Consider the following 25,676-nt stretch of genomic DNA (forward strand, 5'->3'; position numbering starts at 1 on the left):
CAATCCAAAAACTAACCCCTTGCTAGTCCTCTAAGGTAAAGACCTCTGGACCATTATCTGTAACCGCAATCGTATGCTCGAAGTGAGCCGAGAGTGAGCCATCAGCGGTCATCACCGACCATCCATCAGCCAAAACCTTAGTATCGGCACTACCTAAATTCACCATCGGCTCAACTGCAAAGACGTTACCGGCACGAAGCTTCGGACCTGGAGATCCGGGCCAATAGTTTGGCACATTGGGCGCCTCGTGCATCGCCGTACCAATTCCGTGACCAACATACTCGCGCACTACTGCCATCTTGTTAGCTTCGACGAGATTTTGAATAGCCCGACCAATATCATGAAGGTGATTTCCGACCACCATCTCATCTATACCGGCAAACAAAGAGGCCTCAGTAACCTCAATCAGCTTCGCAGCTACCTTCGAGATCTTTCCCACCCCAACTGTATAAGCCGAATCGCCATGATATCCTTGCCAAATGGCGCCACAGTCGATGGAGATAATATCCCCCTCGACTAATCGATAATCACCAGGGATACCATGAACAATCATAGAATTCGGCGAAGTGCAAATAGTAGCTGGAAAACCATGGTAATTCAGAAAATTAGATTTAGCACCTCTAGCATCGATTATCTCATGGGCTATCTTATCAATCTCGCCTGTAGTAATTCCGTCTCGAATAGCTTCGCGAGTCTTAGCGCGAATCTCTGCAACTATCTTTCCAGCTTTACGCATCTTATCAAGTTCAGCACCTGAACGACGGACCGTAGAATCCCACTTCAATTCGAAACCTCACGTTTAGCGATAGGGGCCTAATAAGCCAATAGGGACAAGTACTCTAACCTATAACGCTATCTATAGCGCTACGTATTTCCTTGTGAATCAAGTCGAAGTCGCCATCGCCAAAAACCGAAATCAACTTGCCCAACTGGCCGTACCAATCAATCAGCGGTGCAGTCAGCTCATCATAGAGTGCCAGTCTTCTCGCGATAGCCTCTTTGGTATCATCACTGCGTTGTATGACTTCCTCACCACAGCTATCACAGCTCCAATTGCGATTTGGCCTCGAATGGATCGAATAAGTCCGACCACAGCCCACGCAAACACGTCTAGAAGACAAGCGATCCAGGACTACTTCGGTTGAGACGTCTAAGTTGATGACAACCTTCAACCCCACTGGAGCTAATGTCTCCTCCAACATCTGGGCCTGAGCCAAGGTACGGGGAAAGCCATCCAATACAAAACCATCATTTAGAGCATCACTTTGTGCAAGTCTCTCAGCTACGACGCCAACGATGATAGAGTCAGGAACCAACTCCCCACGCTCCATAAACTCACCCGCAGCCTTACCGAAATCGGTACCTTCGCGAAGTGCAGCTCGCAGCATATCGCCTGTGGATATATGGGGGATCCCCAATACCTCGCTCAAACGAATACATTGAGTTCCCTTACCGGCGCCTTGCTTACCAAGCATGCCAATTCGATACGGCTTATCCAACCCCTTGCCCCCTAAATTCTAAAATATGCACCCAAAGATGCTACTTAAGAAAGCCGTCGTAATTTCGCATCGAAAGCTGAGAATCGACCTGCTTCATAGTCTCTAACGCGACACCAACGGCAATCAACAATGTCGTACCTGCAAAAGGATATCCCGTTACATGCCATAGTGCCAAAGCGATAGCGGGTACTAATGCAACCGCCGCCAAAAAGAGCGAGCCAGGGAAGGTGATCCGATTGAGGATCTTAGCCAAGTAACGCTCTGTCGGCGCACCTGGACGGATACCTGGGATAAAACCGCTTTGCTTTCGAATAATATCGGCTTGTTGATATGGATCAAATGCCACCTGCACATAGAAGAAGGTGAACATGACTATCAAGATACCGTAGCTAATAATGTAATAAAAGCTGGTGGCAGAGACCAAATGGTTATTCACAAAGGTTCTAAAGCCGGCCCACGGGATAATATTCGTCAAAAGAACCGGAAAATACAAAATAGATGATGCAAAGATGATAGGAATAACGCCAGCCTGATTGACCTTGAGCGGAATATGAGTGCTTCCACCGCCATACATATTACGACCAACTACACGCTTAGCAAAGGTAACAGGAATCCTACGCTGGCCCTGTTCTACAAAGACGATAGCGACCAAGATTATAAGCGCAAGGACAACGATAACGCCGAACTTAAAGCCACCAGCCTGAGCAAGAATCGCATGGCCACCGCTAGGAATACCAGCCACGACATTGGCAAAGATGATGATCGACATACCTTGACCGATTCCACGCTGTGTAATCAACTCACCTAACCACATAACCAAGGCAGTACCCGCCGTAAAGGTGAGGACGATGAAGAGAACCCTCGCAATGGTAAAACTAGGAATTAGATCGATCTGCTGACCGTTAGGCAAAAATCCAGCACCACCATTGTGAAAGACAAAGGCTAAACCAGTTCCTTGGAGGATCGCTAGAACAATGGTGAGATAACGGGTAGTTTGCGTCAGCTTCTTTTCGCCAACTGGTCCTTGATCACGCCACTCTTCGAACTTAGGGATAACAGTCGTCAACAACTGGATGATGATCGAGGAGGTGATATAGGGCATAATCCCAAGGCCGAAGATGGCAAAGCGGGTCAGAGCGCCACCAGAAAAAAGGTTTAAAAACCCAAGGACTCCGCTACCAGAGGCAGATGTCTCCAACTGCTTAAGTGCCGCGAAGTCAATACCAGGTACTGGTAAATTCGCGCCCAACTGATAGACCGCAATGATCATCAGCGTAAAAAGAACTTTATTGCGCAAGTCTGCGACTTTGAAGATGTTTTTCAAACTGCCAAGCACTTAACGACTCACCTACCATTCATAAGGCTCTTACGTACAATTGGACCCAAGCCTAGCTATCCCATACTAGTCAATGGCGAAAAGATTCCATAGAGACTCTTAAAAAACCCATGAAACTGGGTCCGAAACTAAAAAAAGAGCCGGCAAGCTTAGAATAGCAACCGGCCCCACAATCAGATAAAAGAAATAATTAACGGTTTGCGTGTTGGTTACCACGGACCGGTGGTCGCCCACCAGCATAAGGTAGATCCACAGTGACTATCGAACCACCGGCAGCTCTAATGGCAAACTCAGCCGCCCTAGAAAACTTATGGGCAGTTACAGTAACACCGGTACGAATCTCCCCGTTTCCAAGGATCTTCACCAACGAACCACGCTTTACGATGCCATAATTGGCTAAGACGCCTGGATCTATCACCAGGACACCCTGAGCAGCCAATTCAGCTACCTTATCCAAGTTGACGATCTCGTAGATCACCTTAAAGGGGTTCTTGAATCCCTTAGCCTTAGGTGTACGCTGGGTCAGGGGAAGCTGCCCACCTTCAAAGCCCATAGGAATCGTATCGCGAGCTCCTTGGCCTTTGGTACCACGGCCAGCAGTCTTACCGCCCTTACCGCCAATACCTCTACCAACGCGTTTTGGCTTCTTTTTTGACCCCTCAGCTGGAGTCAGATCATGTAACTTTAACATCAGCCTCTATACCTCTTCCACGACTTCGACCAAGTGCGGCACTCTGGCAATCATCCCGCGAATCTCTCTGCGATCAGGAAGCACATTGCTTTTACCGATACGTCCAAGCCCTAGAGCCTTAAGGGTGGCACGATGCTTTGGCTTTGTACCGATCCCTGACTTAATCTGCGTAACTGTAAGTTTCTTCTCCGAATTAGTCTCGCTCAACCTCGTTCGCCACCTTCTATTTGCTTTTTCTTCTCAGCATAAGCACGGTTAATGGCGCCTGGAATGATCTCATCGACATACTTACCACGAAGCGCAGCTATCTCGTCGGGACGCTTTAGATCCTTCAAACCAGAGATGGTGGCGTGTGCGACATTGATAGCATTGGACGAACCCAAAGACTTAGCAACCACGTCATGAATTCCGGCCATCTCAAGAATAGCTCTTGCAGCGCCACCAGCGATAACACCTGTACCAGGAGCAGCTGGCTTGAGCAAAACTCGCCCAGCCCCAGCAGCACCTAAAACCGGGTGAATTATTGTATCTCCCGCCAACGGAACACTAAAAAGATTCTTTCGAGCCTCTTCAATACCCTTTTGGACGGCAATACCGGCCTCCTTGGCCTTACCATAACCGAGTCCTACACGACCATTCTTGTCACCAATCACCATAAGTGCTGTGAAGGAGAAACGACGTCCACCTTTTACAACCTTGGCAACCCGGTTGACCTTAATCGTGCGCTCTTCATAAACCTCTTCGGCCATATCCTTAGAACTCCAATCCCTTGCTACGGGCTGCATCGGCTAATGCGGCCACTCTACCGTGGTATTGGAATCCACCCCGGTCGAAAACGACTGCTTTAATTCCCTTTTGCACTGCGCGCTGCGCAACGAGTTCTCCAACCTTGACAGCAGCAGCTATATTACCGGTAGCGCCACCGCCACGAAGGTCGGCCTCAAGCGTCGAAGCTGAAGCGATCGTTGAACCAGTCGAGTCATCAACGATCTGAGCAACTATGTGCTTATTCGAACGAAAGACAGCCAAACGTGGGCGAACTGTGGTACCGACAACGATACGTCTAACTCGCTTATGTCGCTTGATACGCAGCGCGTGGCTGTTAACTTTGTTAATTGACATTGCTATCTCCAAAAAGCTCTGGCACTACTTACCAGTCTTACCAGCCTTACGCTGGACCTTTTCTCCCAGGTACCGAACGCCCTTACCTTTGTAAGGCTCTGGCTTTCTAATCTTGCGAATATTGGCAGCGACCTGACCGACAATTTCCTTGTCGATCCCTCTAATAATGATCCTTGTAGGCGTGGGCACCTCGAAGGTAATACCCTCCGGTGCAACGACCTTGACCGTGTGCGAGAAACCCAACGAGAGCTCTAGCTCTCCAGGGCCCTTAGCTATACAGCGATATCCAACGCCAATAATCTCTAGCTCCTTGGTGAAACCACTGGTTACACCGGCGACCATATTCGAGACCAAAGTGCGCGAAAGGCCATGCAGGGACTTAGAGAGTCTCTCATCGTTTGGACGCTCAATAACCAAAACCGACTCTTGCTGGCTGACCGAAATCTCACCAGGAAGCACTCTCGAAAGCGTCCCTTTAGGACCACTTACCTTGATATCGTTAGATCCAAGAATCTCGACCGACACGCCCTGAGGTACTTCTACTGGGACTTTCCCAATTCGTGACATAGAACTTACATACTCCTCAATAGATGGGTCATCACTACCAGACGTAGCAGACGACCTCACCGCCGATCTTTTGCTTTCGAGCTTCTCGATCGGTCATCAAACCCCGAGAGGTAGAGACGATCGCTATCCCAAGGCCACCAAGGACACGTGGAACAGACTCCGCTCGGGAATAGACCCTGAGCCCGGGCTTTGAAACCCTCTGAATACCAGAGATTACCCGCTTGCGCTCTGGTGAATACTTGAGCTGAATCTCTAGAGAGTTACCGGGCTTACCCTCAGTCTCTTTGATATCAAAGCCCTCTATATAGCCTTCGCTAACGAGCACCTCAGCCAAAGCCTTCTTTAGCTTCGAACCTGGCATTACAACCGTATCATGCATTGCCGTATTGGCATTACGGATTCGCGTCAACATGTCCGCGATCGGATCCGTCATCATTGGTCAGTTCCTCCTCTACCAGCTAGCCTTGGTCACGCCAGGAATCTCGCCTGCGTGAACCATTACCCGAAGGCAGATCCTGCATAGACCAAACTTGCGATATACCGAGTGTGGACGACCACAACGACCGCAACGGGTATAGGCGCGAACCTTAAACTTCGCTGCACGCCTTTGCTTTTCGATTAGAGCTTTCTTAGCCATTATCTACTTCCTAACCCTCTCTTTTGAAGGGAAATCCAAATGCGAACAAAAGCGCTCGGCCATGGTCGTCACTTGTTGCACTTGTAACGATGGTTATATCCATACCACGCATTACATCAACCTTGTCATACTCGATCTCCGGGAAGATCAACTGCTCCGTGACGCCGAAGGTATAGTTACCGTTACCGTCAAACGACTTAGGGTTCAATCCCCGAAAGTCTCTAATGCGAGGAATGGAGAGCGAGACCAAACGATCAAAGAACTCCCACATGCGATCGCCTCGAAGCGTTACCTTGGCACCGATAGCATTTCCCTGACGAAGCTTGAAACTCGCCACGGACTTTCGTGCCCTGGTAACTATGGGCTTTTGGCCAGAGATAATCTCTAGATCCCGCAGCGCTCCCTCAAGTAGAGAAGCCTGAGCGGTAGCACGGCCAACACCCATGTTGATAACTATCTTCTCCATGCGAGGGACCTGCATGATATTTGACAGGCCAAGGCTCTCTTTGAGTTGGCTTCGCAGTACAGTGTTGTACTTTTCTTTCAGACGCGGCTGCGGTCCAGCGAACTCATTCATAGGTCACCCCCACACTTTTTACAGACGCGAGACTTAACGCCTGCGTCGGAAAACTTATAACCGACCCGTGTTGGACCACACTTAGCACAAACTATCTGCACATTCGAAGCCGAAAAAGGCATGTCCTTGTCGATAATTCCACCTTGAGAGGTCTGATTGGTCGGCTTTTGATGCTTGCGAGCGACATTAATACGATCAACTATGATACGTCCCTCTTTAGGAATCACCCTAGAGACCACGCCCTCGCGACCCTTATCTTTACCGGCCAGCACCTTTATCTTGTCACCCTTACGGATCTTCATCAAAGCACCTCCGGAGCCAACGATATGATCCTCATAAACTTCTTGTCCCTGAGTTCCCGGCCAACTGGCCCAAAGATACGGGTTCCTCTTGGCTGCATCGCATCGTTGATAATAACAGCGGCATTCTCGTCGAACCGAATGTAACTACCGTCTGAACGGCGCTTCTCCTTCTTGGTTCGCACAACCACACACTTTACAACATCCCCGCGCTTTACATTACCTCCAGGAATTGCATCCTTAACAGTGGCCACAAAGATATCGCCAATGCTGGCATATCGTCTCCGTGAACCCCCCAAAACCTTAATAACGAGGACTTCTTTTGCGCCTGAATTATCAGCCACCCTAAGTCTGGTTTCTTGCTGTATCACTTGGCACGCTCCAAAATCTCCACAACACGCCATCTCTTTAGCTTGGAAAGAGGCCTTGTCTCTTCCAGGCGGACGACATCTCCAACGCGTGCACCAAAGGTCGAGTCGTGCGCATACAACTTCTTAGTACGCTGCACCGTCTTTCGGTACTTCGGATGGCGAACTCGCTCTACAACCGCTATAACAACCGTATCGGTCATGGCGTCAGAAATAACTGTACCTTCACGGACCTTACGGGTATTCTCATTCGGACTTTCAATCTCACTCATTATGATTTCCTACCTACTTGTCCTCGGATGAAGCGGATCGCTCGGTCATAATCGTATGAATACGAGCAACCTCTCGCTTTAATAGACCCACACGCGAGGTATTGGCGACCTGGGCAGTAGCCAGGTCAAACCGAAGTTGAAACAACTCCTTGATATTCTCATCAAGACGCTCTTGCAACTCTTGATCACCGAAATCTCTTAATTCAGAAGCCTTTGACATTATTGACCCTCATTCTCGTGAGAAAATGCATCTCTTACAACCACACGTGCTTTAAAGGGGAGCTTTTGAATAGCTCTCTCCAAAGCGCCACGAGCTAGCTCTTCCGAGACACCATTCAATTCAAAGAGGATGCGACCCGGCTTTACAACTGCAACCCAAAACTCCGGGTTACCCTTGCCCGAACCCATGCGAGTCTCAGCAGGCTTCTTGGTAACTGGCTTATCTGGAAAAACTCGAATCCAGACCTTTCCACCTCTTTTGATGTGCCTCGTCATAGCAATACGAGCTGCTTCTATTTGACGAGCGGTCAACCAACCAGCTTCCAAGGCTTGAATACCGAACTCACCAAAGTTCAACTCGGTACCACCCTTGGCCAGCCCAGTTCGCCGGCCACGCTGCACCTTACGGTGCTTTACCTTCCTAGGCATCAACATGATTAATCGCTCTCCCGCTTGAAGTGCGCTGTCTCATGTGACTCCTGGCGCACCTTCTTCTCGAGCTCCTCAGACCGATCTAGGATCTTCTCAAGTTGCTCTTCTCCATTTACGACCGGCGCCGCGTTACGGGGCCTTCCTTCGCTTACGCGTCGACCGCCACCTGCAGAAACTCTTCGCGGCCGTTGCGCGGCCTGCTCGGTAGGAGCTGCTTCGGTAAGGCTAGGTACCTTATAGGGAACGATATCGCCCTTATAGATCCAGACCTTAACACCGATACGACCAAAGGTAGTTCTAGCCTCTCGGAAGCCATAGTCGATGTCTGCTCTCAAGGTATGAAGCGGAACTCGACCTTCGCGATAGGACTCCTTGCGTGCCATTTCAGCACCGCCAAGTCGACCAGAACACTGGATCTTGACGCCCTGACCACCAGAACGCTCCACGAGCTGCATAGCGCGCTTCATCGCTCTTCTAAAGCTAACTCGCCGAGCCAGCTGATCTGCAATACTTTGTGCAACCAATGCGGCATCAAGCTCAGCGTTTTGAATCTCTTTGACGTTTAATTGGACCTTTTCATCCCCAATTAGCGCACCGAGATCATGGCGAAGCTCTTCAATCTTCTTGCCTTGATGTCCGACGATAGGACCAACCTTCGATGAGTAGATATCAACTCTGATATCGCCTCTTTTACGCTCGATCTCTACTCGCGAAAGCTGCAAGTTCTCAAGTCTCTTGATAAGAAAGTTACGGATCCTCCAGTCCTCAAGAACTGTCTCTTTGTAATTCTTATCCTCGTACCAGGTCGACTTCCACTTGGTGGTTATACCAAGGCGAAAACCGTAGGGATTTACTTTCTGACCCATTACTTATTCTCGCTTTCAGCATCGTCATCGACAACGTCTTGATCTTCGCTTGAAACTACCTCAAGGACGTCGTTGGAGACTGCATCACTTGCACCTAAATCACCTTGATCGCTCACGGTCTCCGAGCTCTCTGGAATTGTCGGCTCTGTGTTAGCGGTCTCTGTGTTAGCGGTCTCTGTGTTCTCGGTCTCAGTATGAACAACAAGATCCGAATCCTCGGCGTCAAAGACAACTTCTATTTCGTCGAGAGAACTGTTTGAGCCACGGACACGTGCACTACGACGTTCTTGACGACGAGCTTCCTCAGAGGATCTCTTAGCATTGATCTGAGCAATCTTGGTAAATTCCATGCGATCGACATAGATCGTGATGTGAGCCGTACGCTTCAAAATCTGTCCTGCACGCCCACGAGCTCGCGCACGAAAACGCTTCATAGTCGGCCCCTCGTCTGCAAAGCAGGCAGAGACATAGAGTTCATCTGCTGGAATACCGTCGTTATTCTCAGCATTGGCCACAGCAGAGGCCAGAAGCTTCAAGATCGGACGAGCCGCTCCACGATCCGAATAGACCAAAATATCTCGAGCGGTAATAATATCCTTGCCCCGGATCAGGTCAAGAACTTCACGAACCTTCGATGCCGACATGCGATATTGACGCAAGACAGCCCTAGTGCCTGAATTGAAAGTAGTGGTACTCATCTTCTCTTACCCGTTCTCTCTTGACCCGCATGGTATTTAAAGGTTCGAGTAGGGCTGAATTCACCTAACTTGTGACCGACCATGGACTCTGTCACATAGACAGGAACATGCTTTCGGCCATCATGAACGGCGATGGTGTGACCCACCATGTCAGGAATAATTGTAGATCTACGAGACCAGGTCTTAATGACCTTCTTCTCGTTCTTCTCATTTAAAGCGTCGACCTTCTTGAGTAGGTGAGAATCGACAAAAGGACCCTTTTTAAGGCTACGTGCCATCTTTTATAAGACCTCCTAGCGCCTTGCGCCGCGTCCGCGACGACGACGTACGATCATTGCATCACTTGCCTTGCGCCTTGAACGCGTACGACCTTCAGGTTGACCCCAAGGGGAAACTGGATGACGTCCACCAGACGTCTTGCCTTCGCCACCGCCAAGTGGGTGATCCACTGGGTTCATAGCGACACCTCGTGTCTGAGGCCTAACGCCCTTCCAACGGTTACGTCCAGCTTTACCAATCGAAATCAGCTCATGCTCGGCGTTGCCAACCTCGCCTACGGTAGCCCGACAATCAATAGGAACGCGACGCATTTCAGTAGAGGGAAGACGAAGTGTAGCAAAATCGCCCTCTTTGGCGACTAGTTGCACCGACATACCTGCTCCACGAGCAATCTTGCCGCCCTGACCAGGTCGCAATTCCACGTTATGCACCACAGTACCAACTGGAATATTCCTTAGAGGAAGTGCATTTCCGATCCGAATATCAGCACCGGAACCCGACTCCACCAATTCGCCGACCTTGAGGCGATTAGGAGCCAGAATATATGCCTTTTCACCATCAAGATAATGAAGCAAAGCAATCCGAGCATTTCTATTGGGATCGTATTCAATCGCAGCAACTTTTGCTGGAACTCCGTCTTTGCGACGCTTGAAGTCCACCAAGCGATATTGTTGCTTGTGACCACCGCCGCGGTGGCGGGAGGTCTTTCGTCCATAGGAGTTACGACCACCACTAGAGCTCTTAGGAGCCAAAAGCGACTTCTCAGGCTTGGACTTAGTAATCTCGGAAAAGTCGGACACCGACTGAAACCGACGTCCAGGACTAGTGGGTTTTCTCTTTCTAATAGCCATATTCTTAAAAACCTTCTATCTCTGGAACAGTTCGATCTGACCCTCTTTAAGGGTGACCATGGCATGCTTTGTATCAGAGAGTTTGGCATAGAGTCCGCTTTTACGTGAACGCTTCCGCTTACCCTTGCGATTCAGAGTGTTGACCTTGCCGACCTTTACGGAGAAGATCTCCTCTATGGCCTTACCAATTTCAATCTTGTTGGCCCTGCGATCGACCACAAATGTATAGACGCCGGCATCGGAGAGTCCATAGGACTTCTCGGAGATAACTGGCTTGATGATAATCGAGTATGGATTTGCCATCGTTTAACCTTCCGTGGCCACTTCGTCATCGGCGTCGCTGGAAGAATCAGCCTCGCCAATCAGTGTGGACTTATCAAAGATAACGACATCTGACCATAAGATATCGTAGGGATTCAACTCAGCCTCATCGATAAGACGAACGAGAGGCAAGTTGGAAAAGGTTCTTACCAAGTTATATTCAAATGGATCCACCACCAAGAGGACCTTCTTATTCGAAAGACCGGCATTGGACAAAAATGCGATACCACTTTTAGTCTTAGGAGTCTCATACTCAAACGATTCAACAACTACGATTGCGTCGTTAGCCGCTCGATCAGAAAGCGCATGATATAGAGCCGCACGCTTCATCTTCTTTGGGGTGCGTTGCTCATAAGAACGTGGCTTTGGCCCTAGGGCTACGCCACCGCCTGCCCAATGGGGAGCTCGTATGGAGCCTTGACGGGCACGTCCAGTACCCTTTTGGCGAAATGGCTTACGACCACCACCGCGCACCTCGGCGCGAGTTTTGGTGGACTGTGTTCCACTTCGGGCAGCAGCCAACTGAGCAGTAACTACCTGGTGCAAAAGCGAAACATTTGGCGTGTAACCAAAGACTGTTGGATTCAGTTCAACTTCACCGATGCGATTGCCGTTGTGGTCCAAGAGGGCCGCGACATATTGATTGAGTTCGATCACTCGAACAACTTCAGCGCTCATAAGTTACTTGCCACCCTTCACAGCGTCACGAACGACTACAGACGAGCCCTTAGCACCTGGAACGGCACCCTTGATTAACAAAAGACCACGCTCTGGATCGGACTTTACAACTTTGAGGTTCTGGGTCGTTACCTTATCGGAACCCATTTGCCCAGCCATGCGCGTCCCCTTGAAGACTCGTGCTGGGGTAGCGCAAGCGCCAATTGAACCTGGAGCTCGATGCTTCTTATGGTTACCGTGAGTAGCCTTCTGGCCAGCAAAATTATGACGCTTCATAACTCCAGCAAAACCGTGGCCTTTGGATGTACCTGTTACATCAACAAAGTCCCCACTCTCCCAAATCTCAACTCCATATTCAGAGCCGACAGAATAGGAGGAGACATCATCGAGTCGAAACTCCATAATTTCTACGCCCGGTTCTACGCCGGCAGCCCGAAAGACTCCTGCCTCGGGCTTATTCAATTTCCTAGCATCCTTCGCGCCATAAGTGACGCAAAGGGCCGAATATCCGTCAGTGGAGGGCTGCTTCACCCTCATGACCCTCATTGGGTCAACCTTGACGACAGTAACTGGGATGATTTGGTTCTGGTCGTCCCAGAGTTGCGTCATGCCCAACTTCTTGCCTACTAAAGCCTTGGTTGCCATTTCTATACGAAACTTTCATAATTAAATGCAAAGACATTCTTTGCTTAGATCTAAAAACCCGACGTTCAAAGGTACAAAGCACCTTTGCTCAGACACAAAAACTCCGCCTAATCGGCGGAGCTCTGCCATCTGTTTGCTAGGCGGTTCCTCAAGGGCCTACCCAGACGTCAAAGCTTTCAAACTCTTCTAGCCTACCGGTCCAACCTGGACCATCCGGCTACTTATAGACTCTGGACTTTTATTTCTATATCCACACCGGCTGGGACGTCGAGACGCTGAAGCGAATCTACAGTCTTAGGGGTGTGCTCTACGATATCCAAGAGGCGCTTGTGAACTCTCATCTCGAAATGCTCGCGGGAATCCTTGTGCTTGTGCGGGGATCGAATCACAGTGTAGCGCGACGTCTCCGTCGGCAGTGGCACTGGACCCTTTACCTTAGCATCGGTACGAAGGACAGTATCGACAATCTTCCGAGTTGAGGCGTCCAATATGGCAGCGTCATAGGCCTTTAGCCTGATACGAATTCGCTGCTTTGAGTTCTCTGCCATCATAATTCCTTATAAAATCCACGAATACGCGCCCTACCATCATAGGGCATCAAAGGCACAAGTCGGTCCCTAGATTTCTCTGGGACCGACCAAGCGTACCTTGACCGCTGAGAAGTTGTCTATTTAGACAGCGTTACTTTATGATCTTTGTTACAGCGCCAGCACCAACAGTACGGCCACCTTCGCGAATAGCGAAACGAAGACCCTCATCCATTGCGATAGGCTTTTGTAGCTCAACCTTCAAAGTAATGTTGTCACCAGGGACAACCATCTCTTTACCCTCAGGAAGGGTGATCGAGCCGGTAACGTCTGTCGTTCTAAAGTAGAACTGGGGACGATAGTTGTTGAAGAAAGGCTTGTGACGGCCGCCTTCATCCTTGTTCAAAACGTACACATTAGCTTCAAACTCAGTGTGAGGAGTGATCGAGCCAGGCTTACAAAGCACTTGGCCACGCTCAACGTCAGTCTTCTTAGTTCCACGAAGCAAAACGCCTACGTTATCTCCAGCTTGTCCTTGGTCCAAGATCTTATTGAACATCTCAACACCGGTACAAACTGTCTTTTGAGTTGCGCGTAGACCGACGATCTCGACTTCTTCCGAGATTCGAACGATTCCTCGCTCAACCTTGCCAGTTACGACAGTACCACGACCCTGGATCGTAAAGACGTCCTCGATTGGCATCAAGAAAGGACGCTCTACTGGGCGCTCTGGCTCTGGGATGTAAGAATCAACTGCATCCATGAGCTCTACGATCTTACTTTGCCATTCGGCGTCACCCTCAAGAGCCTTGAGTGCACTTACGCGAATAACAGGTGTATCGTCACCAGGGAACTCGTACTCGCTTAGGAGTTCGCGTACCTCTAGCTCCACCAGATCCAGCAACTCCTCATCATCGACCATGTCAGCCTTGTTTAGGGCTACAACGATGTAAGGAACGCCTACCTGACGGGCTAGCAACACGTGCTCGCGAGTCTGGGGCATGGGGCCGTCGGCGGCGGAAACAACCAAAATTGCTCCGTCAACCTGGGCAGCACCAGTAATCATGTTCTTAATGTAGTCAGCGTGGCCTGGCATGTCCACGTGGGCATAGTGACGATTTGGCGTCTCATACTCAACGTGGGCAATCGAGATTGTTATACCACGAGCTCGCTCTTCAGGAGCCTTATCGATCTGATCAAAGGGGGTGAACTTCACTCCCGGGTTGCGATCCGCAAGCGTCTTAGTGATCGCTGCGGTCAATGTAGTCTTACCATGGTCGATGTGACCCATGGTTCCTATGTTTACGTGTGGCTTGAGGCGCTCAAACTTTTGCTTTGCCATCTCTCCAACTTGCTCCGTTATGTATGACCGACGCCGAAAATTACGGCGCCGACTTGCTTACAAGGTACTGATACTAGGCTACTCGCCCCGCACCCTCGCCACGATCTCCTTGGCTATGGAGTCCGGGACTTCTTGGTACGAGTTGAATTGCATAGTGTATGTGGCGCGCCCTTGCGTGCGCGACCGTAGGTCAGTGGCGTATCCAAACATCTCAGACAGCGGAACCTGAGCGCGAATTGCCTGAGCATTTCCTCGCTGGTCCATACCTTCAATCTTTCCACGCCTTGATGACAAATCTCCGATTACATCGCCCATGTATTCATCAGGGGTAACTACTTCGACTGACATAATCGGCTCTAATAGAACCGGCGATGCCCGCCTTGCAGCCTCCTTGAATGCCATAGAACCAGCAATCTTGAATGCCATCTCCGACGAGTCAACATCGTGATAGGACCCGAAGGTCAAAATCACCCGAAGATCCACTGTCGGATAGCCCGCGAGTACACCAGAGGTCATAGCCTCTTGAATACCCGCATCAACCGGAGGTATATATTCCTTAGGAATTACACCGCCGGTAATCTTATCGACGAATTCGTAACCACCACCGGGGCCCGTAGGCTCCAAGGTGATTACGACGTGACCGTATTGACCACGACCACCGCTCTGGCGAACGTACTTTGACTCCACCTTTTCGATCGTCTTGCGAATCGTCTCTCGGTAAGCAACCTGGGGCTTACCGACGTTAGCGTCAACCTTAAATTCGCGCAACATACGATCCACGATCACTTCGAGGTGCAATTCGCCCATGCCTGAGATAACAGTCTGGCCGGTCTCTTCATCAGTCCGGATCCTAAAGGTCGGGTCTTCCTCGGACAATGCATAAAGAGCTTTGCCCATCTTGTCCTGATCGGCCTTGGTCTTAGGCTCGACTGCAACGTGAATAACTGGCTCTGGGAACTCCAGCGACTCAAGGATAATGGGGCTGTCGCCGTCACAAAGGGTGTCACCGGTGGTGGTGTTCTTTAGACCAACCGCTGCAACAATATCACCCGCGAAGATGGTATCGATATCTTCCCTATGGTTAGCGTGCATCAACAAAAGTCGCCCGATTCGCTCTTTTTTGTCCTTGGTGCTGTTCAAGACAGAAGAACCCTTTTCGAGCGAACCAGAATAGACCCTAAAGTAAGTCAACTTACCTACATATGGATCGGTCATGATCTTAAAGGCCAAGGCAGAAAAAGGTGCCTTATCGTCGGCATCTCTGCTCAGTCCGGCTTCTCCGCGAAGGGAAGTACCAATCGCTGCTGGAATATCCAACGGGCTAGGAAGGAAATTCACAACGGCATCTAGCATTGGCTGAACGCCCTTATTTTTAAAGGCCGAACCACACAGAATCGGTACACCGTAACCTGCAATTGTAGCTTGGCGCAAAACCTCTACGACCCGAGCTGGAGTTATCTCCTCTTCAGCCAAATAAGCTTCCATGAGATCATCGTCAAAGGATGCAAGGGATTCCATTAGATCGTGGTGATAGGCTTGGGCAGACTCCAGAACATCCTCTGGGATCTCTGTAACGCTAAAGCGCTCACCCAGTTCATCCTCATAGATGGTCGCCTTCATCTCGATTATGTCGACAATTCCCCTAAAGCCGTTCTCAGCACCGATTGGGAGTTGAATCACAAGAGGATTGGTATCCAAACGATCCTTTATCATGTCGACACAGCGATAAAAGTTCGCCCCGACACGATCCATCTTATTTACAAAACAAAGGCGGGGAACGTTGTAGTTATTTGCCTGTCGCCAAACCGTCTCAGTCTGAGGTTCCACACCAGCAACTGCGTCAAAGACTGCTACCGCGCCGTCTAGAACCCTAAGTGAGCGCTCTACCTCAACGGTAAAGTCAACGTGGCCTGGAGTGTCGATAATATTAATGCGGTGGCTATTCCAAAAGCAGGTGGTCGCGGCCGAAGTAATGGTGATTCCACGCTCTTGCTCTTGAACCATCCAGTCCATTGTCGCAGCACCTTCGTGAACTTCACCGATCTTGTAGTTCTTACCGGTGTAGTAAAGAATTCGCTCAGTCGTCGTTGTCTTGCCCGCATCAATGTGGGCCATAATGCCGATATTTCTAATTTTCTCTAACGGATATTCTCGAGCCGTCATTTTGTCCCTCAATGTCCGACACCATCTTTTGGTGTCACCTACAAGACCGCGATCATCAACCACTCCAAGGATCTGGAGTTATTCGATCCTTGACTTCAATTGATAAATTCTCTGTCCGACTTTGTACTAGTTTTTCATGCCGCCCATAGGATTTTTAAAACCCAGAAACTGCATTAATCAAAATCCATACCAAAGCGTGGGTTACTGACGCAACCCACGCTTTTAAATTTTTGGCCGGGAAATTTACATACCCAAAGCACTTTTGACCAAATCTAGCGTATCTTAAAACCTAGATCGATCATAGGGCAATGGATGGCTACCAACGATAGTGAGCAAACGCCTTATTGGATTCGGCCATCTTATGAAGATCCTCACGACGCTTCACTGATGCACCGATGCCATTAGAAGCATCAAGAATCTCGTTCGCAAGCCGCATTACCATCGTCTTTTCACGGCGCTTACGTGAAAATGAGACGAGCCAACGAATCGATAGAGTGTGAGCCCTGCGGGATTTGACCTCAACTGGTACCTGATAGGTTGCCCCACCAACACGCCTCGATCGAACCTCTAGTTCAGGCTTAGTATTATCGATAGCTTTTTTGAGGATCACCAAAGGATCGTTGCCGGTGCGCTCTTTGATATTCTCCAATGCACCATAGACAATGGCTTCCGCCAAGGTCTTTTTGCCTCGGGAAAGAATCTTATTTATTAACTGAGTAACCAAGGTGGAATGATAAATGGGATCTGCGACGATCTCCCGCCTTGGAGCTGGACCTTTACGAGGCATAGCTTACTACTTCTCCTTCTTAGCACCGTAGCGGCTACGAGCTTGCTTACGGTTCTTTACTCCCGAGGTGTCTAGTGCACCTCGAATAATCTTGTATCGAACACCAGGTAGGTCTTTGACTCGACCGCCACGAACGAGCACTATGGAGTGCTCCTGTAGATTATGGCCAACGCCAGGTATGTATGCAGTCACTTCTACACCTGAAGTCAATCGCACACGGGCCACCTTGCGTAAGGCCGAGTTAGGCTTCTTGGGCGTAGTCGTATAGACCCTGGTGCATACACCGCGACGCTGCGGGGCGCCCTTTAGCGCAGGAGTCTTGGTCTTTGACCTCTTTGACTCTCTCCCGGTGCGTACCAGCTGAGCAATCGTTGGCATTGGTACCTCTCCACTTTAGTAGACGATCAAATGACCGCTACGAATAACATGACCCCAAAGCCACCATCAGGCCTCGGGGAAAACAAACTTTAAAAACAGGGGATCCCTGTCCGCCACAAACAACCCTGGCTAATCTGTCGCGCAACTCTCGACAGTTTGGCGAAAATTTGCCAAAATTACACTATAGGGCGGATTTGACGAACAACCTGCATGGTATTTCTACCAAACGCTACAACCCTTAGATCAAATGACCCAGAAAGAGGCCACGGACCACCCTTAATGATAAAAAGATGGAAGATGAACTCTCTCTGGAATCAAATAATATCAGGCGCCTTCGCCCAGACCGCTACCGCCAATTCCACCGGGAATGTCGTTTAGATCTACATCAAGATCAAAGTCAAATGAATCATCAATGGTCGACTCAAGGTCGGCCAATTCATCCTCATCTGGGTCCTCGTACTCATCAAAGTCATCACTAGATGACCAATACGACATCTTCCGTGCATGAGGAGTTGAGACCTGAACACTGCGATAGAGCGGCATGCCGCTACCGGCCGGAATCAACTTCCCGATGATAATATTTTCCTTCAAGCCAAGCAGCGAATCAGAACGGGCCTCAATGGCCGCTTCAGTCAGCACGCGAGTCGTCTCCTGGAATGACGCAGCAGAAAGCCACGACTCGGTAGCGAGGCTCGCCTTGGTAATACCCATAAGTTCGGGCCGACCAAGAGCTGGCTTTTGATCAGAAGAGGTCAGTTCGACGTTGCGATCGTGATAGACACGAGCGTCTACCCTCTCGCCGGGCAAAAAGTCCGAATCGCCTGGCTCGGCCACTGTAACCTTCTTGAGCATCTGTCGCACGATAAGTTCAATATGCTTATCGTGGATAGAAACGCCTTGGTCACGGTAGACCTTTTGTACCTCTTCAACCAAATACTGTTGAACTTCGCGCATGCCTTTAATGTCTAGGAGTTCCTTAGGATCTTTGGGGCCATCGACAAGAACGTCTCCAGCCTCAACCATGTCACCACCGTGAACCTCCAAGCGCTGCTTAGGAGATAGATCGTACTCCTCGCGCTCGCCCTGATCGTCAATGACAATAAGCTTTCGATGACTTTCGCCCTCTTCAACTTGCACAGATCCACTACGGTGGGCCAAGATGGCCGATCCCTTGGGGGTACGTGCTTCAAAGAGCTCCACCACCCTAGGGAGTCCATGGGTGATGTCAGCGCCTGCAACGCCACCCTGGTGGAAGGTACGCATTGTTAGCTGGGTACCAGGTTCACCAATCGACTGTGCAGCAATAACGCCAACTGCCTCACCCAAGTCGATCAAACGACCTGCGCTCAAGGATTGTCCATAGCAAACCCGACAGACTCCATGAGGAGTCTCACAAGTCAATACAGAACGCACCCTGATCCTATCGATACCCGGATCGTCACGGAGTTGAGCTAAAACGTTATCATCAATCAAGGTACCGGTCCCAAGGACCGTTCCATCGACCAGTTCAACGCCCTCTACTAAGACCCTTCCGTAGATACGAGTCTCCAAATAAGAAGAACGCTTAGCTTCATCGGGAACTATCTCGTCCATCCAAATACCACGGGTAGAACCGCAATCATCCACACGAACGATCAACTCTTGGGCAACGTCGACCAAACGACGGGTCAAATATCCAGAGTCAGCTGTTCGAAGGGCGGTATCAGCCAATCCCTTTCGAGCACCGTGTGTTGAAATAAAGTATTCGAGTACCGAGAGGCCCTCACGGAAGGAAGATTTAATAGGACGCGGAATCATCTCTCCTCTAGGGTTAGAGACAAGACCCTTCATACCAGATATCTGGCGAATCTGCTGAGCATTACCACGAGCACCTGAGTCCACCATCATGTCCAAGGGGTTGAAGGCAAACGAAGAGAGTACTGCCTCCATCGCCTTACCGATCTCGCTGTTTGCAGAGGTCCATATCTCGACCTCTTTTTGACGCCGCTCGTCGTCGGTAATAATACCGCGCTTGAACTGCGTCTCAGCCTTTTCCGCTTCCTTCTCATAACGATCCAAGATTTCACCCTTGATCGACGGCGTCTTTACGTCATTGATAGAGATCGTAAGACCAGACTGAGCTGCAAATCGAAAACCGAGGCTCTTGATCGCATCCAGCGAGGTAGAGACGACCTGCTTAGAGTAGTTATTGGCTATCTCTTCTACGATCGAGCCGATTGGAGTTGCCTTCTTACCTATCAAAGTGTTTACGAAACGAAAGTCACTTGGAAGGGCATCATTGAAGAAAACTCGACCAGGAGTAGTGGCAATCTCTTCATATCCATCCTCAGTTGGACGTCGAAAGAGGATTCGAGCGTGCAAGTTGACGTCGCCTGCCTCATAAGCACGCTGAATCTCATAGCTGTGCCTAAAGACTCTTCCATCCCCTTTAGCCCCATTTACCTCCATGGTCAGATAGTAGATACCAAAGACCATATCCTGAGTAGGAACTGTAATTGGACGACCAGTAGCAGGAGAAAGAATGTTATTAGCACTAAGCATCAGAATGCGAGCTTCGGCTTGCGCCTCGGAACTAAGCGGAAGGTGAACAGCCATCTGGTCACCGTCAAAGTCAGCGTTAAAGGCGGCACAGACCAACGGGTGAATCTGAATTGCCTTTCCATCCACCAACACTGGCTCAAAAGCTTGAATACCTAAGCGGTGCAAGGTCGGGGCGCGGTTCAGGAGAACTGGGTGCTCTTTGACAACTTCAGAGAGAACGTTCCAGACCTCATTTCGCCGTCGCTCAACCATTCGCTTTGCAGACTTAATGTTCTGTGCGTATTCAAGATCAACCAACCGCTTCATAACGAAAGGTTTAAAGAGTTCAAGTGCCATCTGCTTGGGGAGGCCGCACTGATGCAGCTTTAGTGTTGGTCCAACGACAATAACCGAACGTCCCGAATAGTCAACGCGCTTTCCCAGAAGGTTCTGACGAAAACGTCCCTGCTTGCCTTTGAGCATGTCAGAAAGACTCTTTAGTGGCCTATTTCCTGGACCAACAACGGGTCGACCACGTCGCCCATTGTCAAAGAGAGCGTCAACTGCCTCTTGGAGCATACGCTTTTCGTTATTCACGATGATCTCAGGAGCCGCTAGATCGAGCAATCGCTTTAGGCGGTTATTGCGGTTTATGACCCTACGGTAAAGGTCATTGAGGTCCGAAGTAGCAAAACGACCACCATCGAGTTGAACCATAGGGCGCAGATCCGGTGGAATCACTGGAATAACGTCCATGATCATCGAAGATGGAGAATTTATCTTTCCATGCTCACCAGCGCTTGCCGCGGCATTGAAAGCCGAGACAATCTTAAGTCTCTTGATAGCCTTCTGACGACGTTGGGCAGCTAATGGCTTTCTTCCGTCGGTGGGATCAATGATCTCTCTAAGCTTTCGCTCCTCATCGACCAAATCCAAACGACCGATCAGCTTAGCTATAGCTTCAGCACCCATGCCGCCTTCGAAGTATTCGCCAAAGCTCTCCCGAAGTTCACGCCACAGGATTTCATCCTCGATAATTTGACGACCATGTAGATTTCTAAAGGCATCAAAAGCCCTCTCGGCCACTTCGATATCTCTATCAAAGCGAGCACGAGCTAGCTCAAGACGCTGTTCAAAGCGCTTCTGAACTGCTCGAATCTCTGCCTCTTTGGCACCCTTTGCCTCGAGTTCAGCTAGTTCTTCTTCGTTTTCTTTGAAGATAGCATCAAGATCGAGATTCTTTCGATTCTCAACCTCTTTTACCTTGGCAGCGTGTTCGATCTCTAGATTAGAGAGATCTTCGTGACGCTTATCCTCATCAACCCAGGTAACCAAGTTGGCGGCGAAATAGATAACCTTTTCTAGCTGCTTAGCCTTGAGTTCCTCTTTTAGAGATGTACCCATCAATAGATAAGCCAACCACGATCTAGTACCACGAAGGTACCAGATATGAACTACAGGAGCTGCCAGTTCGATATGGCCCATTCGCTCACGGCGAACCTTGTTTCGGGTAACCTCGACGCCACAGCGTTCGCAGATAATACCCTTAAAACGAACCCTCTTATACTTTCCACAAGCGCATTCCCAGTCCTTAGTTGGACCGAAAATCTTCTCGCAAAATAGACCATCACGTTCGGGGCGCAAGGTTCGATAGTTAATCGTCTCAGGCTTTTTGACCTCGCCATGAGACCATGAACGAATGGCATCAGAGCTAGCGATGCCGATACGAAGATTATTGAATTCATTGACATCAATCATCTATTAAAAGCTCCCTTCTCCACCGAAGCGCCTTTGACCGTCGTCGTAATCCGACCCACGTTCAGGACGTGCTAGTGAAATCCCGAGTTGTTCGGTTGTTCTAAATGCGTCTTCATCGATCTCACGGATCTGAATCTCCTCACCAGAATGCGAGAGAACCTCTACGTCTAGACCAAGCGATTGCATCTCTTTGATCAAAACTTTAAAGCTCTCAGGAATTCCTGGCTCAGGAATATTCTCTCCCTTTACAATCGCCTCATATACCTTGACACGACCCAAGACGTCGTCGGACTTAATAGTCAAAAGTTCCTGAAGAGCATATGCAGCTCCATAAGCTTCAAGAGCCCAAACTTCCATCTCTCCAAAGCGCTGACCACCAAATTGAGCTTTACCACCCAATGGCTGTTGGGTAATCATGGAGTATGGACCGGTCGAACGTGCGTGAATCTTGTCATCTACAAGGTGAGCGAGTTTTAGGATATAGACATAACCGACAGAAACCGCGTTGTCATACTTATCCCCGGTACGCCCGTTATATAGAGTGACCTTGCCGTCATTGCCAATCAACCTCACCCCATCGCGAGATTCTGGATTCAGATTCTCAAAGATATTCTGGATCGTCGGGTGACGACCAGCTTTATCTTCTTCATCCCAGTGCGCACCATCAAAGACGGGCGTTGCAATCCACGAAGATGGCTTAGTTCTTGGTCGAGTTTTAGTCTCAGTACCTCGCACGGGCTCATCGGCCAAGGGGTTACCTGGCCATCCCCAACGTGCCGTATACCCTAAGTGCGACTCGAGGACCTGACCAACGTTCATCCGGCTAGGAACTCCAAGTGGATTCAAGATAATATCAACAGGAGTGCCATCTTCCATATAGGGCATATCCTCAAGGGGCAAAATCTTAGAGATAACACCTTTGTTACCGTGGCGACCAGCAAGCTTATCGCCTTCTGTAATCTTACGACGTTGAGCCACATAGACCCTTACCAACTGATTGACCCCAGCAGCTAAATCGGGATTCTCATCGCGTGAAAATACCTTCACGTCGATAACTTTCCCGTATTCACCATGAGGGACCTTAAGCGAAGTATCTCTAACCTCTCGAGATTTCTCCCCGAAGATAGCTCTAAGAAGCCTCTCCTCGGGTGTCAATTCGGTCTCGCCCTTTGGTGTGACCTTACCGACCAAAATATCATTTGGTCCGACTTCCGCACCGATGCGGACGATACCACGTTCGTCCAAGTCAGAGAGGATCTCTTCTGAAAGATTTGGTATATCTCTGGTGATCTCCTCTGGTCCAAGTCGCGTTTCACGAGCATCAGTCTCATGCTCATCGATGTGAATAGATGTGAGCACGTCATCTTTTACCAGGCGCTCCGAAAGAATAATCGCGTCTTCATAGTTGTAGCCTTCCCAAGGCATAAATGCCACAAGAAGGTTCTTACCAAGAGCCAACTCACCTTCATGAGTTGCTGGCCCATCAGCTATCACAGAGCCCTTGACCAAGTGCTCCCCAACGTTGACTAGCACTACCTGGTTATAACTAGTATTTTGATTGGAACGACGAAACTTAGCGATTGGGTAGATCTTGCGACCAAGAACTCGACCGTAACGATCGCACTCCCCAACCTCATATTCAACCGTAACCCTATCGCCGCTGACATCGGTAACAGTTCCGACACCTTCCGCCAAGACAACGTCACCTGCGTCTCGTGCAGCACGAGCCTCAACACCGGTCCCGATATAAGGAGCCTCAGGCACCAAAAGCGGAACCGCCTGCTTTTGCATGTTCGCACCCATAAGTGCCCTGTTAGCATCGTCGTGCTCAATGAATGGAATCAAAGAGGTCGACACTGAGACGATCTGCTTTGGAGAGACGTCCATCAACTCCACCTCTTTAGCAGAGACAAAGTCAATCTCCGAGGTAGACGCATACGAAGTGGTATCTACGCCAACTCGAACTTCTGCACCAATTGGACCACGTCGAACAAGAACCTTATCTTCAATGAACCGTCCGTCTTTGTCGATAGGTGCGTTCGCCTGAGCAATAATAAACTGCTCTTCCAAGTCCGCAGGATAGTAGGCAATCTCATCGGTGACTATTCCCTCGACTACCTTGCGATAAGGAGTCTCGATAAAGCCAAACTCGTTGATACGCGCATAACTAGCTAGCGCACCAATCAATCCGATGTTTGGACCTTCTGGCGTCTCAATTGGGCACATCCTGCCATAGTGAGATGTGTGAACGTCACGGACCTCAAAGCCTGCTCGCTCACGAGAAAGACCACCAGGTCCCAATGCCGAGAGACGACGTTTGTTTGCTAGGCCAGAAAGAGGATTCACCTGATCCATAAACTGGCTCAACTGAGAAGTCGCAAAGAACTCTTTGATAGCTGCACTAACTGGTCGTATATTGATCAGAGTCTGAGGAGTAATTGCCTCAACATCCTGAGTAGACATACGCTCTTTGACCAATCTCTCCAATCGAGAGAGGCCCAAACGAAGCTGATTCTGAATCAGCTCGCCTACGCTACGAACTCGACGATTGGCAAAGTGATCCTGGTCATCAAGGCGATAGCCGGGCCGCTGTGCCACCAAACAGAGCATGTAAGAGATTGCGCTCAATATCTCAGCTGGTGAAAGAGTTGTATCTTTGCTACCTGGCACCGGAAGATCCAACCCCAATACATCAGATAGTCTTTCAATCTCAGCACCAAGCTTACGAGAGAGCTTATAACGACCAACTCGAGTAAGGTCGTATCGCTTGGTCGAGAAGAAGGAACTCTCGAAGTAATTTCGAGCGGACTCAATATTCTGAAGGTCAGCAGGACGAACCCTCTTATAGATCTCGAGCAATGCCTCTTCTTGAGTCTTGTGTATATTTTTGTCCTTGGACCATTGATCCGAAAGAAAATCAAACTCCTCAACGAAGCGCTCAAGCAGCTCTGGATCGTCATAACCCAGTGCACGAATCAATGTAAAGATAGAGATACGCCTCTTTCGAGCAACTCTAGCCCCAGCGTTTAATTCGCGACCAGGCTTAGACTCGACATCAAATTCGAGCCACTCCCCACGGTAAGCATGAATCGTTCCGCTAACGACAGTCTTGGCCTCTCGACCTTTTTGGAAAATAATTCCGGGAGATCGGACCAACTGGGAGACAACGACACGTTCAGTGCCGTTTATAATGAAAGAACCTCGTTCAGTCATCATAGGGAAATCACCCATGAATACTGTGTGCTCTTTGAGCTCACCTGTACCCTTATTGATAAATGTAGCCTTCACGAAGATCGGAGCCTGATAAGTTAAATCACGCTCTTTGCAGAACTCTTCGCTATATTTTGGCACGGGCGTAAGGTCGGGGTCATCGGCGTCGAAATTTAATTCAAGAGCTAACTTACCCGAAAAATCCTCAATCGGACTTAACTCCGCGAAGGCCTCTGAGAGGCCCTTGCGGAGAAACCAATCGAAGGATTCTCTTTGAATAGAAATGAGGTCTGGTAGAGGCAAAACCTCATCCAGATTTGCAAACGAATACCGTTCAATAGAACGAGATCTAGAGGTCAACGAATCTCTCCCAGCTAGAGTTCACCTGAAATAGGACATGAATCGCCAAGGGGCTCTTAAAGATGCTCAAAAAGCGCAAGAGGGCGAGTAAGAATGAAAGCACGGCAATCTTCTAGTTTACACATAGAGACGCAAAAGCGAGTCAATCCTTTGCAGGATTGACTCAACTTTCATCAAATATTTCGTCAAAGGAGGCAAAAACAGAGAAAATATCGATTTTAACTCCTTTGATCAACAAGTTCGGCAGGATTAGTGAAACACCATATCATCTCTG

General features: G+C 49.4%; 30 protein-coding genes. All 30 read right to left on the reverse strand.

The window, feature by feature from the left end; genetic code table 11:
• Window positions 1–22 precede the first annotated feature (22 nt).
• The 30 genes from map to rpoB all read right to left on the reverse strand — a co-directional run bounded on the left by map (window position 23) and on the right by rpoB (window position 25,402).
• Entirely contained in the window at window positions 23–784 is a 762-nt protein-coding gene (gene map / locus AXFE_RS02440) for a type I methionyl aminopeptidase (protein ID WP_235347526.1), read from the reverse strand.
• 55 nt (window positions 785–839) lie between these two features.
• A complete protein-coding gene (locus AXFE_RS02445; protein WP_200891171.1) occupies window positions 840–1,499 on the reverse strand; it encodes an adenylate kinase in 660 nt (219 codons plus the stop codon).
• Between the two features lie 40 nt (window positions 1,500–1,539).
• Window positions 1,540–2,835 carry a preprotein translocase subunit SecY gene (gene secY / locus AXFE_RS02450; protein ID WP_052604309.1) on the reverse strand — a complete coding sequence of 432 codons (1,296 nt, stop codon included), beginning with the start codon at window positions 2,833–2,835 and terminating at the stop codon, window positions 1,540–1,542.
• 190 nt (window positions 2,836–3,025) lie between these two features.
• On the reverse strand, window positions 3,026–3,526 hold the full coding sequence (gene rplO / locus AXFE_RS02455; RefSeq protein ID WP_052604310.1) for a 50S ribosomal protein L15: 501 nt from the start codon (window positions 3,524–3,526) through the stop codon (window positions 3,026–3,028).
• Between the two features lie 6 nt (window positions 3,527–3,532).
• A complete protein-coding gene (gene rpmD, locus AXFE_RS02460) occupies window positions 3,533–3,733 on the reverse strand; it encodes a 50S ribosomal protein L30 (protein ID WP_052604311.1) in 201 nt (66 codons plus the stop codon).
• Window positions 3,730–4,275, reverse strand: coding sequence for a 30S ribosomal protein S5 (gene rpsE / locus AXFE_RS02465; protein ID WP_052604312.1), 546 nt, complete (start codon window positions 4,273–4,275; stop codon window positions 3,730–3,732). Before rpsE ends, rpmD begins: the two co-directional genes overlap by 4 nt.
• Window positions 4,276–4,279: 4 nt before the next feature.
• Window positions 4,280–4,648, reverse strand: coding sequence for a 50S ribosomal protein L18 (gene rplR / locus AXFE_RS02470; RefSeq protein WP_052604313.1), 369 nt, complete (start codon window positions 4,646–4,648; stop codon window positions 4,280–4,282).
• A 24-nt stretch (window positions 4,649–4,672) separates the two neighbouring features.
• Window positions 4,673–5,215 (reverse strand): 50S ribosomal protein L6, encoded by a 543-nt coding sequence (gene rplF, locus AXFE_RS02475; RefSeq protein WP_052604314.1) that lies wholly within the window; start codon window positions 5,213–5,215, stop codon window positions 4,673–4,675.
• A gap of 34 nt (window positions 5,216–5,249) precedes the next feature.
• On the reverse strand, window positions 5,250–5,651 hold the full coding sequence (gene rpsH / locus AXFE_RS02480) for a 30S ribosomal protein S8 (protein ID WP_052604315.1): 402 nt from the start codon (window positions 5,649–5,651) through the stop codon (window positions 5,250–5,252).
• Between the two features lie 15 nt (window positions 5,652–5,666).
• Complete coding sequence (locus AXFE_RS02485; protein WP_052604316.1) at window positions 5,667–5,852, reverse strand: type Z 30S ribosomal protein S14; 186 nt, start codon at window positions 5,850–5,852, stop codon at window positions 5,667–5,669.
• A 10-nt stretch (window positions 5,853–5,862) separates the two neighbouring features.
• The gene (gene rplE / locus AXFE_RS02490; RefSeq protein ID WP_052604317.1) at window positions 5,863–6,429 is read right to left on the reverse strand and encodes a 50S ribosomal protein L5; all 567 of its coding nucleotides are present in this window, start codon (window positions 6,427–6,429) and stop codon (window positions 5,863–5,865) included.
• Entirely contained in the window at window positions 6,426–6,731 is a 306-nt protein-coding gene (gene rplX / locus AXFE_RS02495; protein ID WP_052604318.1) for a 50S ribosomal protein L24, read from the reverse strand. The genes rplE and rplX overlap by 4 nt, the downstream gene beginning before the upstream one ends.
• Window positions 6,731–7,099: a 50S ribosomal protein L14 gene (rplN, locus tag AXFE_RS02500; RefSeq protein WP_052604319.1), complete on the reverse strand. Its 369-nt coding sequence runs from the start codon at window positions 7,097–7,099 to the stop codon at window positions 6,731–6,733. Before rplN ends, rplX begins: the two co-directional genes overlap by 1 nt.
• On the reverse strand, window positions 7,096–7,368 hold the full coding sequence (gene rpsQ, locus AXFE_RS02505; protein WP_052604320.1) for a 30S ribosomal protein S17: 273 nt from the start codon (window positions 7,366–7,368) through the stop codon (window positions 7,096–7,098). The genes rplN and rpsQ overlap by 4 nt, the downstream gene beginning before the upstream one ends.
• Window positions 7,369–7,381: 13 nt before the next feature.
• Window positions 7,382–7,588, reverse strand: coding sequence for a 50S ribosomal protein L29 (gene rpmC, locus AXFE_RS02510; protein ID WP_052604321.1), 207 nt, complete (start codon window positions 7,586–7,588; stop codon window positions 7,382–7,384).
• Window positions 7,588–8,022, reverse strand: a complete 435-nt coding sequence (rplP, locus tag AXFE_RS02515; RefSeq protein ID WP_052604322.1) for a 50S ribosomal protein L16 — start codon at window positions 8,020–8,022, stop codon at window positions 7,588–7,590. Before rplP ends, rpmC begins: the two co-directional genes overlap by 1 nt.
• 2 nt (window positions 8,023–8,024) lie before the next feature.
• Window positions 8,025–8,885: a 30S ribosomal protein S3 gene (rpsC, locus tag AXFE_RS02520; RefSeq protein WP_052604323.1), complete on the reverse strand. Its 861-nt coding sequence runs from the start codon at window positions 8,883–8,885 to the stop codon at window positions 8,025–8,027.
• Window positions 8,885–9,583, reverse strand: a complete 699-nt coding sequence (gene rplV, locus AXFE_RS21265) for a 50S ribosomal protein L22 (protein ID WP_082058423.1) — start codon at window positions 9,581–9,583, stop codon at window positions 8,885–8,887. The genes rpsC and rplV overlap by 1 nt, the downstream gene beginning before the upstream one ends.
• A complete protein-coding gene (rpsS, locus tag AXFE_RS02530) occupies window positions 9,580–9,861 on the reverse strand; it encodes a 30S ribosomal protein S19 (protein ID WP_052604324.1) in 282 nt (93 codons plus the stop codon). The genes rplV and rpsS overlap by 4 nt, the downstream gene beginning before the upstream one ends.
• 15 nt (window positions 9,862–9,876) lie before the next feature.
• Window positions 9,877–10,713, reverse strand: a complete 837-nt coding sequence (gene rplB / locus AXFE_RS02535) for a 50S ribosomal protein L2 (RefSeq protein WP_052604325.1) — start codon at window positions 10,711–10,713, stop codon at window positions 9,877–9,879.
• A 15-nt stretch (window positions 10,714–10,728) separates the two neighbouring features.
• Window positions 10,729–11,016: a 50S ribosomal protein L23 gene (gene rplW, locus AXFE_RS02540; RefSeq protein ID WP_052604326.1), complete on the reverse strand. Its 288-nt coding sequence runs from the start codon at window positions 11,014–11,016 to the stop codon at window positions 10,729–10,731.
• Window positions 11,017–11,019: 3 nt separating this feature from the next.
• Window positions 11,020–11,712: a 50S ribosomal protein L4 gene (rplD, locus tag AXFE_RS02545; RefSeq protein ID WP_052604327.1), complete on the reverse strand. Its 693-nt coding sequence runs from the start codon at window positions 11,710–11,712 to the stop codon at window positions 11,020–11,022.
• A gap of 3 nt (window positions 11,713–11,715) precedes the next feature.
• A complete protein-coding gene (gene rplC, locus AXFE_RS02550; protein WP_052604328.1) occupies window positions 11,716–12,357 on the reverse strand; it encodes a 50S ribosomal protein L3 in 642 nt (213 codons plus the stop codon).
• Between the two features lie 221 nt (window positions 12,358–12,578).
• Window positions 12,579–12,905 carry a 30S ribosomal protein S10 gene (gene rpsJ, locus AXFE_RS02555; RefSeq protein ID WP_052604329.1) on the reverse strand — a complete coding sequence of 109 codons (327 nt, stop codon included), beginning with the start codon at window positions 12,903–12,905 and terminating at the stop codon, window positions 12,579–12,581.
• 133 nt (window positions 12,906–13,038) lie between these two features.
• Window positions 13,039–14,226: an elongation factor Tu gene (tuf, locus tag AXFE_RS02560; RefSeq protein WP_052604330.1), complete on the reverse strand. Its 1,188-nt coding sequence runs from the start codon at window positions 14,224–14,226 to the stop codon at window positions 13,039–13,041.
• A 78-nt stretch (window positions 14,227–14,304) separates the two neighbouring features.
• Complete coding sequence (gene fusA, locus AXFE_RS02565) at window positions 14,305–16,389, reverse strand: elongation factor G (protein ID WP_052604362.1); 2,085 nt, start codon at window positions 16,387–16,389, stop codon at window positions 14,305–14,307.
• Window positions 16,390–16,705: 316 nt separating this feature from the next.
• A complete protein-coding gene (gene rpsG / locus AXFE_RS02570) occupies window positions 16,706–17,176 on the reverse strand; it encodes a 30S ribosomal protein S7 (RefSeq protein WP_052604331.1) in 471 nt (156 codons plus the stop codon).
• A gap of 6 nt (window positions 17,177–17,182) precedes the next feature.
• Window positions 17,183–17,554: a 30S ribosomal protein S12 gene (gene rpsL / locus AXFE_RS02575; protein WP_052604332.1), complete on the reverse strand. Its 372-nt coding sequence runs from the start codon at window positions 17,552–17,554 to the stop codon at window positions 17,183–17,185.
• A 324-nt stretch (window positions 17,555–17,878) separates the two neighbouring features.
• Window positions 17,879–21,832: a DNA-directed RNA polymerase subunit beta' gene (locus tag AXFE_RS02580; RefSeq protein ID WP_082058424.1), complete on the reverse strand. Its 3,954-nt coding sequence runs from the start codon at window positions 21,830–21,832 to the stop codon at window positions 17,879–17,881.
• Between the two features lie 3 nt (window positions 21,833–21,835).
• A complete protein-coding gene (gene rpoB / locus AXFE_RS02585; RefSeq protein ID WP_052604333.1) occupies window positions 21,836–25,402 on the reverse strand; it encodes a DNA-directed RNA polymerase subunit beta in 3,567 nt (1,188 codons plus the stop codon).
• Window positions 25,403–25,676 lie beyond the last annotated feature (274 nt).

Source organism: Acidithrix ferrooxidans (genome assembly GCF_000949295.1).
GTDB lineage: Bacteria > Actinomycetota > Acidimicrobiia > Acidimicrobiales > Acidimicrobiaceae > Acidithrix > Acidithrix ferrooxidans.